Source organism: Xanthomonas sp. NCPPB 901, assembly GCF_056725085.1.
This window is the reverse complement of the sequence record NZ_CM161511.1, coordinates 1,095,410-1,106,823: the sequence shown is the minus strand read 5'-3', so window position 1 is coordinate 1,106,823 and position 11,414 is coordinate 1,095,410. Positions and strand designations below refer to the sequence as shown.

Genomic DNA, 11,414 nt, shown 5'->3' with positions numbered 1-11,414 from the left:
ACCCGGATCAGTCGACCAGCACGAAGACCGCGCCGCAGTACGGGCACTTGGCTTCGAGGCCGGGCTCGTCCTCGATCGGCAGGTAGACCCGCGGATGCGAGTTCCACAGCGCCATCTCCGGCGTCGGGCAGCTCAGCGGCAGGTCGGCGCGGCGCACCTCGTAGCGCGTCTGGGCATTGGCGGGCGCGGTGGCGGTATGGCTCATGGCGGTGGGGACACGGCGAAGGGGACAGGCGATTCTAGCAGCCTGTCCCGGTGCCGGACGCAGTCCCGGCGGCCGCCGCGACGCGCTTCTTTCACACGGCGTTCTTATCCGCTTGATGCAGGGCGAACGCAACACTATGCTGGTGTCACGCGGTGCCAACATGCCGCTTTGAGGTGTCTCGTGGATATAGGTGTGCGTTTGATGCAGGCGCGGCGAAATGCCGGTTTCACACTGCGCGAGCTTGCCGCCTTGCTGGGCGTGGCGCATAGCACTCTCGGTCACCGGGAGAACAACCGTTCGGTTCCCAATGCCCGGCATTTGCTGAAGATCGCCGAACTTACTGGCGTCGATGCCTATGTGCTGCTGACCGGCAAGCCGTCCAAGCTGAACCAGAACGATAGCGACAGCCTGCCGTTGCCGGTGGGCAAGCGCATGGCCTGAACGCGGCGCGGCGCCGCGGGCGCCGTCCTCGTGCCTGGCCTCCCCTCGCGCGGCCTCCGTGCCGGCCGCGCGCGGCATCATGCAAGTGGCACTGCGACACATGCTGTCGCCCGCGCATGAAAGCGTTTTCAGTCACCCCTTTCGCTTTGCCTCCCTGGCCGACCGACCCGGCACGGCCCGGACGCGCGCATAGCGCCGACCAGGCCTCTGGCGCCCTGCCGCCCACGCTCCGATCCCGTTGTGCGCGCCGCTGCGGGCGTTTCCGCGCAAGAAATCCCCTGTGATGTGCATGCCTGCCGGCGCTTCGTGCGTCGTCGCACGCGCCATGCTGCCGCCGCGGCGGCGGCAGCGCACATGCACATCGACGCTGGGCGCCACCGGCGCTGCCGCCGGTGCGCGCAGATGCATGCCGGCGCCGCCGTGTGCGGCGCCGACGCGGCGGCTTACTTCTCCGCTTCGCGCTGCTTGCGGATCTGCGCATCGACCGCGGCGATCGCGGTCATGTTCATCACCCGGCGCGAGGTGGCGCTGGTGGTCAGGATGTGCACCGGCTTGGAGATGCCCATCAGGATCGGGCCGATCGCCACGCCGTCGGTGAACACGCGCACCAGGTTGTAGGCGATGTTGGCCGCTTCCAGGTTCGGCAGCACGAACAGGTTGGCGCGGCCCTTCAGCGTGCTGTTGGGCATGATCTGCTTGCGCAGCGCCTCGTCCCACGCGGTGTCGCCCTGCATCTCGCCGTCGATGTTGAGCTCGGGCTTGCGCTTGAGCAGCGCCTCGCGCACCTGGCGCATCTTCAGCGCATCGCGCGAATCGTGGCTGCCGAAATTGGAGTGCGACAGCAGCGCGATGTTCGGCTCGATGCCGAACAGCTTCAGGCGATAGGCGGCCTGCAGCGTGGCTTCGACGATCTGCTCCACGCTCGGATCTTCCTGCACGTGGGTGTCGACGAAGAAGAACGCGCCCTGCTGGTTGATCACCCCGGTCATCGCCGAGGTCGAACTGACCCGCGACTCCAGCGGGATCACGCTGCGCGCATAGCCGAGCTTCTTGTGGAAGCGCCCGACCACGCCGGTGAGCAGCGCATCGGCTTCGCCGCGCGCGACCATCACCGCCGCGATCAGCGTGGGCCGCGAGCGCATCAGCTCCTTGGCGGCGGTGACGGTGACGCCGCGGCGCTCGGTGAGCGCGTGGTAGTACTGCCAGTAGTCGTTGAAGCGCGGGTCGTCGTGGATGTTGGTGATCTCGAAATCCACGCCGGCGGTGATGCGCAGGCCCAGGCGCTGGATGCGCGCCTCGATCACGTCGGGGCGGCCGATCAGGATCGGGAACGCCAGGCCTTCGTCGATCACGCTCTGCACCGCGCGCAGCACCACCTCTTCTTCGCCCTCGGCGTAGACCACGCGCTGCTTGTCGGCGCGGGCGCGGTCGTACACCGGCTTCATCATCAGGCTGGTGCGGTAGACGAACTGGCTGAGCTTGTCGCGGTAGGCCTCCATGTCGGCGATCGGCCGCGTGGCCACGCCCGAGTCCATCGCCGCCTGCGCCACCGCCGAGGACAGTTCGACCAGCAGGCGCGGATCCAGCGGCCGCGGGATCAGGTAGTCGGGGCCGAAACTCGGCGTCTCGCCGCCGTAGGCCGCGCCCAGGTCCGAGGCCTCGCGCCGCGCCATCGCCGCGATCGCCTTGACGCAGGCGACCTTCATCTCTTCGTTGATGCCGGTGGCGCCGACGTCGATGGCGCCGCGGAACAGGTACGGGAAGCACAGCACGTTGTTGATCTGGTTCGGATAGTCCGAACGGCCGGTGCCGATGATCGCGTCCGGGCGCACCGCCTTGGCCGCCTCCGGGGTGATCTCGGGATTGGGATTGGCCAGGGCGAAGATCACCGGCTGCGGCGCCATCGTCGCCACCATCTCCGGCTTGAGGATGCCCGCGGCCGACAGGCCCAGGAAGATGTCCGCGCCCTCGACGATCTCGGCCAGGGTGCGCTTGTCGGTGTCGCGGGCGTAGCGCGCCTTGTCCGGGTCCAGGTCGGTGCGGCCGGTGTGGATCACGCCGTCGCGGTCCAGGGCCAGGATGTTCTCCGGCTTCAGGCCCAGCGACACCAGCATGTTGACGCAGGAGATGCCGGCCGCGCCCATGCCGGTGGTGGCCAGCTTGACCTCTTCGATCTTCTTGCCGGTGACCACCAGCGCGTTGAGCACGGCCGCGCCGACGATGATCGCGGTGCCGTGCTGGTCGTCGTGGAACACCGGGATGTTCATGCGCTCGCGCAGCTTGCGCTCGACGATGAAGCACTCCGGCGCCTTGATGTCTTCCAGGTTGATGCCGCCGAAGGTCGGCTCCAGGCTGGCGATGATGTCGACCAGCTTGTCCGGATCGTTCTCGTTGATCTCGATGTCGAACACGTCGATGCCGGCGAACTTCTGGAACAGCACGCCCTTGCCTTCCATCACCGGCTTGGACGCCAGCGGGCCGATGTTGCCCAGGCCCAGCACCGCGGTGCCGTTGCTGATCACCGCCACCAGGTTGCCGCGCGCGGTCAGTTCGCTGGCCTGTTTCGGGTCGGCGACGATGGCCTCGCAGGCGAAGGCCACGCCCGGCGAATAGGCCAGGGAGAGGTCGCGCTGGGTCAGCATCGGCTTGGTCGCGGAGACCTTGATCTTGCCCGGCGGCTGCTGGCGGTGGTAATCGAGAGCGGCCTGTTTGAAATCGTCGTTTGACATCGAGGGCTTCTTTTGTCGAAAGGCGCGGAGGCCCGGAATTCTACCCCCAGGCGCAGGTGCGGTCCTGTCTGGCGGCTGTCGCCACGTCCTTGTACGCCGGGAAAAACGCGACGCGCCGGCACTGCCGGCGCGTCGCAAGGGGCAACGGATCAGCGGATCGCGGAGGGTTCCGTGGCCACCACCGGCAGCGGGCTTTCGCCGCCATCGAGCGTCAGGCGCAGGCGATCACGATCCAGCGCGTTCTCCCAGCGCGAGACCACCACGGTGGCCACCGCGTTGCCGATGAAGTTGGTCAACGAGCGGCATTCGCTCATGAAGCGGTCCACACCCAGGATCAACGCCATGCCGGCCACCGGCACTTCCGGCACCACTGCCAGCGTCGCCGCCAGGGTGATGAAGCCGGCGCCGGTCACGCCGGCCGCGCCCTTGGAGCTGAGCATCGCCACCAGCAGCAGCGCGATCTGGTGGCCGAGGGTGAGTTCGGTGTTGGTGGCCTGGGCGATGAACAGCGCCGCCAGGGTCATGTAGATGTTGGTGCCGTCGAGGTTGAACGAATAACCGGTGGGCACCACCAGGCCGACCACCGACTTGCTGCAGCCGGCACGCTCCATCTTCTCCATCAGCGACGGCAGCGCCGATTCGGACGACGACGTGCCCAGCACCAGCAGCAGCTCCGCCTTGAGGTAGCGGATCAGCTTGAGGATGGAGAAACCGCACAGACGCGACACCGCGCCCAGGATCACCAGCACGAACAACAGCGAGGTCAAGTAAAACGAACCCACCAGCCAGGCCAGGTTGACCAGCGACTCCACGCCGTACTTACCGATGGTGAAGGCGATGGCGCCGAACGCGCCGATCGGCGCGGCCTTCATCAGGATGTGCACCAGCTTGAACACCGGCGCCACCAGCGACTCCAGCAGGTTCAGCACCGGCTTGCCGCGCTCGCCGACCATCGCCAGCGACACCCCGAACAGCACCGCCACGAACAGCACCTGCAGGATGTTGTCGCCGACGAACGGGCTGAGCAGCGTCTTCGGGATGATGTCCATCAGGAAGCCGACCAGGGTCAGCTCGTGCGACTTCTCCACGTAGCTGTGCACCGCGCTCTGGTCCAGGTCGGCGGCATTGATGTTCATGCCGGCGCCGGGCTGCACCACGTGCGCGACGATCATGCCGACGACCAGCGCCAGGGTGGAGAAGAACAGGAAGTACACCATCGCCTTGACGAACACCCGGCCCACCGTCTTCAGGTGGGTCATGCCGGCGATGCCGGTGACGATGGTCAGTAAGATCACCGGTGCGATGATCATCTTCACCAGCTTGATGAAGGCGTCGCCCAGCGGCTTGAGCTTCTCGGCGAACGCCGGCTCGAAGTGGCCGAGCACCGCGCCGATGACGATGGCGACGACCACCTGGAAGTACAACTGCCGGTAGAACGGCAAGTGCCGCGGCGCGTGGCCGACCGGGGACGTTGGGATATGCATGGAGAGCTCCGGAACGGTCCGCCCACCCGACGCGGGTCGCGGAATGCTGCCTTTGTACGCGTCGCCGGCGTCTAAGCAGATAACCTATTGGTACTAGGCCCGGTGCCTGGCCGTGTCGACGCGGTTACAGTGTCGCGGTACGCTCACGGACGGGCTGTCACACAGCGCAGCGCGCGTTCTCAGGGGAGACGGCGCTGCAAGAACTGCAACATCGCCGTAAAGAAACGCCGGGCGCGTCCGCTATCGCCTGCGGGGGTATCCGTCCGGCACCGTGTCCGCACCGCGGCGGCATCGCCGTTCGCGTGGCGGCCCGCCGCCGCACTGCCCGCACCACCGCATCACCTGCGCGGCCGGGGACCGCCGCGCCTTCTTTCCTTATCGAGACGACTCCATCATGCGCCACACCCTTCTCTTCGCTGCGCTGGGCCTGACCGCCGCCGCTCCCGCCGTCGCCGCCAACGGCTTCGACAACTGGCCGACCAAGGTCGCCTTCAACGACGGCACCGAACTGGCCGTGACCGGCAACTACGCCTACGACTGGAACAACTTCTCCAACGACGACGGCCGCCTGGAGGACGACAACGCGTTCCGGCGCAAGGAGTTCGGCGCCACGCTGAAGAAGAAGGGCGTATACGACGCGATGGTGTACTTCGACTTCCAGTCCAAGCTGTGGCTGGACGTGTTCTTCCGCTTCGAGACCAAGGCGCTGTTCGGCGCCGACTACGGCAAGGTGCGCCTGGGCTACATCAAGGTGCCGGTGGGCCTGGAAGGCGTGACCAGCTCGCGCGCGGACAGCTTCCTGGAAGTGGCGCTGCCGGTGCAGGCGATCTACCAGGGCCGCCGCACCGGCGTGGAGTGGACCTTCGAGCGTCCGCAGTACCTGCTGCAGGCCGGCGCCTACGGCGGCAAGGACCTGCAGGGCGACAACCCCGGCACCACCCAGGCGGTGCGCGGCGTGTGGACCCCGTTCAAGGCCGACGGCGACGTGCTGCACCTGGGCCTGGCGTACTCGCAGGAGAATCCGCGCGGCTACCACAATGGCCTGGACGTCAGCTTCAGCCCGCGCGCGCGCTTCCGCGCGCGTCCGGAAGCCGGCCTGACCGACGTGCGCCTGATCGATTCGGGCACGCTGGTCGACGTCGACCAGGTGCGCCGCACCGGCCTGGAAGCGATCTGGATCAAGGGCCCGTTCTCGATGCAGGGCGAGGCGCTGCGCGCCGACGTGACCCGCGACAACGGCCGCCCCGACTACACCGCCGACGGCCAGTACGTGTTCGCCAGCTACGTGCTGACCGGCGAATCGCGGCCGTACAGCGCCGGCAACGTCGGCAACATCAAGCCGGCCAACGCCTACGGTGCGGTCGAGCTGTTGGCGCGCTACAGCCGCCTGGACCTGGACGACGGCACGGTGCTCGGCGGCCGCCAGCACGACTGGACCTTCGGCGCCAACTGGTACCTGACCAGCCACTTCAAGTTCCAGGTCAACTACGTGCGTGCCGATGCCGAGCGCGCCGGCGCGCACACCAAGCCGAACTCGCTGGACGTGCGCGCCCAGGTCCAGTTCTGAGCCAGCGCCTACCGGCCGATCCGACACGATCGGCCGGGGGGCGTGCCGCGGCGCCTCGAACCGCGGCGACATCCGGCGACGGCGCCGACAGACAGCGCACGCCCTGACCTTGCCGCCCGCGGCGCGTCCGCGGGTCGGCACCGGCGACGCGCCGCGGCGCGATCGCCGCCCGAGTCCGCCGCAGGCCGCTTCCTGCCGTGTAGCGGTCAGCGACACCGGCCAGCGCCGCCGCATGCCGCAAACGGCAGCGCACCCTCTAAGCTGATGCGGCCCCGCCCGCCGCGTTCTTCCGCATGCCCTCGCTCCTGCGCCATCGCCGCCTCGTCCTGCTGCTGACCGTCATCGTCGGCGGCATGGCGCTGGCGATGCTGTCGGCGCAGCGCATCGCCGAACAGCGCGCGCTGCGCGCCGAGAGCGTGCAGTTGCGCCAGCAACTGGAGCTGTACGCGCAGACCCTGCAGCAGCGTATCGACCGCTACCGCACCCTGCCGCAGGTGCTGGCGCTGGATCCGGAACTGCGCGACGCCCTGACCCACCCGTTGGACCCGGCCACGCAGCGGCAGCTGAACCTGAAGCTGGAACGCGCCAACGACGTCACCCGCTCCTCGACCCTGACCCTGATCGACGCCAACGGCGTGGCCCTGGCCGCCAGCAACTGGCGCCTGGCCAGCAGCAACGTCGGCGCCGACTACAGCTTCCGCCCGTACGTGAAGCAGGCCTTGGCGCAGGGCAAGGGCCGTTTCTACGGCATCGGCATGACCACCGGCGTGCCCGGCTACTTCCTTTCGCAGGCGATTCTCGATGCGCGCGGACGCGCGCTCGGGCTGGTCGTGATCAAGATCGAACTGGCCGCGCTGGAGCACGAATGGCTGCGCGTGCCCGACGTGGTGCTGGTCAGCGACCGCCATGGCGTGGTGTTCCTGTCCAGCCGCGACGTCTGGCGCTACCGGCAACTGCAGCCGCTCAGCGCGCACGAGCGCGACGAACTGCTGGCCACCCGCCAGTACGCGCAGCAGACGTTGCTGCCGGCGCAACGGCGGGTGCTGGAGACGCTGGACAACGGTAGCCAGGTGATGCGCATCGACATGCCCGCACAGCCGGCGCCGCTGCTGTGGCAGAGCATGGCGTTGCCGGAAGGCGGCTGGCGCCTGCACCTGCTGCACGATATCGGCGGCAGCCGCGCCGCCGGCCGTGGCGCCGCGCTGGCCGCGGCCGGCATCTGGCTGGCGCTGTCGTTCCTGGGCCTGCTGTTCCAGCAGCGCCAGCGCCTGGCGCGGCTGCGCCAGCGCAGCCGGCGCGAACTGGAGTCGCTGCTGCAGCAGCACGCGCAGGAACTGCGCACCGCGCAGGACGGCATCGTGCAGGCCGCGCAACAGGCCGACACCGGCCTCAGCCGCAGCCTGGAGCACCTGCCGCAGGGCGTGGTGATCATCGACGCGCAGTTGCGCCTGGTGGCGTGGAACTCGCGCTACCTGGAGATCTTCCGCTTTCCCCCGGAGCTGATTCGGGTCGGCCGCCCGATCGAGGACGTGTTCCGCTACAACGCGCGCCGCGGCCTGCTCGGCCCGGGCCCGGTGGAGGCGGCGATCCAGCGCCGCCTGGACCACCTGCGCAGCGGCCGCCCGCACATGCGCGAGAGCGAGAAGGACGACGGCACGGTGCTGGAAATCCGCGGCAATCCGCTGCCCGACGGCGGCTTCGTCACCAGCTACGCGGACATCACCAGCTACAAGAACGCCGCGCGCGAACTGCGCTCGCTGGCCGACGCGCTGGAGCATCGCGTCGCCGAACGCACCCGCGACCTGGCCGAGGCCAAGCGCGAGGCCGAGAACGCCAACCGCTACAAGACCCGCTTCGTGGCCTCGGCGGTGCACGACCTGCTGCAGCCGCTCAACGCCGCGCGCATGTTCGTCTCGGCGCTGCGCGGCAAACTGCACGAGGCCGATGCGCGGCAGATCGCCGACCACGTCGACAACGCGCTGGCGGCGCAGGACGCGATCCTCAACAGCCTGCTGGACATCTCGCGGCTGGAGGCCGGCACGCTGAAGACGCAGGTGCAGGACCTGGCGCTGGACCCGCTGCTGCAGACCCTGGCGCGCGAGTTCGGCATCGTCGCCGAGGGCCGCGGCCTGCGCCTGGACTACGTGCCGACCCGCGCCACCATCCGCAGCGACGCGACCCTGCTGCGGCGCATCCTGCAGAACTTTCTGTCCAACGCGGTGCGCTACACCCCGCGCGGGCGCGTGCTGCTGGGCTGCCGGCGCGACGGCACGCAGCTGCGCATCGAGGTCCACGACCAGGGGCCGGGCATCCCCGACGCCCTGCAACAGGAGATCTTCGAGGAGTTCCGCCGGCTCGGCGACGGCGTGGCCAACGACCGCGGCGCCGGCCTTGGCCTGGCGATCGTGGAGCGCATCGGCCGCCTGCTCGGCCATCGCATCGGCCTGCGCTCGCAGCTGGGCCGCGGCAGCGTGTTCTCGGTGCGCGTGCCGCTGGGCGATGCCGCTGCGGCGCAACGCCAGGCGCCGGCGGCGATGGCCAGCGACAACGGCGACGACCCGATCCTGCATGGCTGCCGGGTCTGGTGCATCGACGACGACCCGCGGGTCTGCGAGGCCAGCCGCACCCTGCTCACGCGCTGGGCCTGCCAGGTGGAACTGGCGGCCGGCCCGGAACAGGCACTGGCCGCGGCGCAACCGGCGCAGGCGCCGGAACTGGTGCTGCTGGACGTGCGCATGGGCGACTGCGACGGCCCGACCCTGTTCGCGCAGCTGTGCGCACGCTGGCAGGCCGAGCCGCGGGCGATTCTGATCACCGCCGAAGCCGATCCGGCGCTGCGCACGCTGGCGCAGGAACGCGGCTGGGGTTTCCTGGCCAAACCGGTACGGCCCCCGGCCCTGCGCGCGTTGATGACGCAGATGCTGCTGCGCCGCGGGTGAGGCGTGTGCTTGTGGATTGGATCTCTGGCCACCGTACCCTCATCCGCCCCTGCGGGGCACCTTCTCCCGGCGGGAGAAGGGAACAGCCCCGCTCTAGCCCCTCTCCCCCCGGGAGAGGGGTTAGGGTGAGGATCCGGAGCGCGCAGCGCCACGCAAGACCTCATCCGCAGTTGGCGCGCCAACCCCGCCGCTGCCAAGGTCGCGAAGGATCCCTGGCCGCCGTACCCTCCTCCGCCCCTGCGGGGCACCTTCTCCCGAGGGGAGAAGGGAACAGCCGCGCCTTAGCCCCGGGAGAGGGGTTGGGGTGAGGGTCGGGGCGCGCAGCGCCACGCAAGACCTCATCCGCGGTCGGCACGCCAAGCCCGCCGCTGCCCAGGCCGCGAAGGATCCCTGGCCGCCCTACCCTCATCCGCCCCTGCGGGGCACCTTCTCCCGGGGGGAGAAGGGAACAGCCGCGCTCTAGCCCCTCTCCCCCCGGGAGAGGGGTTGGGGTGAGGGTCGGGGCGCGCAGCGCCACGCAAGACCTCATCCGCGGTCGGCGCGCCAAGCCCGCCGCTGCCCAGGCCGCGAAGGATCCCTGGCCGCCCTACCCTCATCCGCCCCTGCGGGGCACCTTCTCCCGGGGGGAGAAGGGAGCAGCCGCGCTTCCATAGCCTCTCTCCCGCAGGGAGAAGCGGGCCGGCGTCACCACTCGCGCGGGGCGATCAGTGCTTCGACGTCGGCGTCGGCGAAGCCGTAGGCCTTGGCGATGTGCAGGAAATCCATGCCGATGTTCTCGCGCGCGGCGGTCTCGATCTCGCTGTCGTGGGCCTCGAACTCCAGCGCCAGCTTGTTGAACTCCTCAGTGGCGGCATGGGTCAGCCGGTACAGCGCCGGCAGGTCCGCCGGTTCCTGCGCCTCGATCGCCTCGCACAACCGCAGCAGGATATTCTGCCCCTTGCCGACCAGCGACCGGGGAAAGTAGTCGTCGTCCAGCATCTCCTGCAGGAACGGATAGTGGGCGGTCTGCTCGTTGCGGATGGTCGTGGTGGGCATGGTCCGGTGGTCTCCGCCCGCAGGGGGCGCGGGCATCGGCGCATAGCATCGCGTATCCGGGCGCCGCGGAAAACGCCCCCCGCCCGCGCGCCGGTTCAGGCCTCGCCTTCCGGCTCCAGCGCCTTCACCAGCACCGCGGCCTGGGTGCGGCTGTGGCATTCGAGCTTCTTCAGGATCGCGGTCACGTGGACCTTGACGGTGTTCTCGGCCAGGCCCAGTTCGTAGGCGATCTGCTTGTTGAGCAGGCCGTCGGCCAGGCACAGCAGCACCCGGAACTGCTGCGGGGTCAGTTGCGCCAGGCGCGCGGCCAGTTGCGCGTCGGCCTCCGAGCGCGCCGCGGTCAGCGGCGGGAACCAGGTGCCCCCGTCGAGCACCGCCGCCACCGCGATGCCGATGGTCTCGGCCGGCGAGGACTTGGGAATGAAACCGGCCGCGCCGAACTGCTGCGCGCGGCGGATCACCCGCGGGTGGTCGTTGGAAGAGATCACCACCACCGGCACGTCCGGACGCTCGCCGCGCACGTGCAGCAGGGCCGAGAAGCCGCGCGCGCCGGGCATGGCCAGGTCCAGCAGGATCAGGTCGGCATCGGCCTGCGCGGCCAGCGCGGCGTCCAGGGTGGCGGCGCTGGCCGCCTCCACCACCAGGGCGCGCGGTAAGGCCTGGCGCAAGGCGTGCAGCACGGCGGCACGGAACAGCGGGTGGTCGTCGGCGACCAGGATCGTCGGGGCATCCATGGGCGTGAAAGCGGCTGGCACGAGGCCGCGAGGCCTCGTCGGGTGGGCGCGGACAGCGCGCAGGACCCGCAGTGTACGTGCGGGGCCGGGCGATGCCGAGCATGCGGGATGCCAGCGGGCGGCGGCGTGGCCGCCGGCTGGCCACGCTCGACGCAGCGCATGCCTGCCCGGGGACGCGCCACGTCGCAGGACGTTCCGCACCGGACGCATACTGCGCGCGCTGCGCAGCCGGCAGCAAAGCCACCGCCCGCCACACATTCAAGGCTGGACCCACCATGGC

Annotated in this window: 8 protein-coding genes; 3 read left to right on the top strand and 5 right to left on the bottom strand. The window is 69.7% G+C overall.

Annotated elements, in window-relative coordinates; all coding sequences use genetic code 11:
- Nucleotides 1-7 precede the first annotated feature (7 nt).
- A complete protein-coding gene (locus AC1PME_RS04565; RefSeq protein WP_010344507.1) occupies nucleotides 8-205 on the bottom strand; it encodes a zinc-finger domain-containing protein in 198 nt (65 codons plus the stop codon).
- Between the two features lie 201 nt (nucleotides 206-406).
- On the opposite strand from AC1PME_RS04565, the gene AC1PME_RS04560 reads away from it, so the two are divergent.
- A complete protein-coding gene (locus AC1PME_RS04560) occupies nucleotides 407-646 on the top strand; it encodes a helix-turn-helix domain-containing protein (protein WP_481098069.1) in 240 nt (79 codons plus the stop codon).
- 443 nt (nucleotides 647-1,089) lie between these two features.
- Here the strand turns inward: AC1PME_RS04560 and AC1PME_RS04555 are convergent, their stop codons facing one another.
- Together AC1PME_RS04555 and AC1PME_RS04550 are read right to left on the bottom strand one after the other, a co-directional pair.
- Complete coding sequence (locus AC1PME_RS04555) at nucleotides 1,090-3,375, bottom strand: NADP-dependent malic enzyme (RefSeq protein ID WP_254460486.1); 2,286 nt, start codon at nucleotides 3,373-3,375, stop codon at nucleotides 1,090-1,092.
- A gap of 149 nt (nucleotides 3,376-3,524) precedes the next feature.
- Nucleotides 3,525-4,859, bottom strand: coding sequence for a dicarboxylate/amino acid:cation symporter (locus AC1PME_RS04550; protein WP_481097444.1), 1,335 nt, complete (start codon nucleotides 4,857-4,859; stop codon nucleotides 3,525-3,527).
- Nucleotides 4,860-5,253: 394 nt separating this feature from the next.
- Here AC1PME_RS04550 and AC1PME_RS04545 point away from each other — a divergent pair, with 394 nt between their 5' ends.
- Both AC1PME_RS04545 and AC1PME_RS04540 read left to right on the top strand, forming a co-directional pair.
- Complete coding sequence (locus AC1PME_RS04545; RefSeq protein ID WP_481097443.1) at nucleotides 5,254-6,426, top strand: OprO/OprP family phosphate-selective porin; 1,173 nt, start codon at nucleotides 5,254-5,256, stop codon at nucleotides 6,424-6,426.
- Between the two features lie 293 nt (nucleotides 6,427-6,719).
- Nucleotides 6,720-9,365, top strand: a complete 2,646-nt coding sequence (locus tag AC1PME_RS04540) for a hybrid sensor histidine kinase/response regulator (RefSeq protein ID WP_254460483.1) — start codon at nucleotides 6,720-6,722, stop codon at nucleotides 9,363-9,365.
- 684 nt (nucleotides 9,366-10,049) lie between these two features.
- Here AC1PME_RS04540 and AC1PME_RS04535 read toward each other — a convergent pair.
- Nucleotides 10,050-10,400, bottom strand: coding sequence for a DUF5713 family protein (locus AC1PME_RS04535; RefSeq protein ID WP_481097442.1), 351 nt, complete (start codon nucleotides 10,398-10,400; stop codon nucleotides 10,050-10,052).
- A 95-nt stretch (nucleotides 10,401-10,495) separates the two neighbouring features.
- Nucleotides 10,496-11,134 (bottom strand): LuxR C-terminal-related transcriptional regulator, encoded by a 639-nt coding sequence (locus AC1PME_RS04530; RefSeq protein WP_048490880.1) that lies wholly within the window; start codon nucleotides 11,132-11,134, stop codon nucleotides 10,496-10,498.
- Nucleotides 11,135-11,414 lie beyond the last annotated feature (280 nt).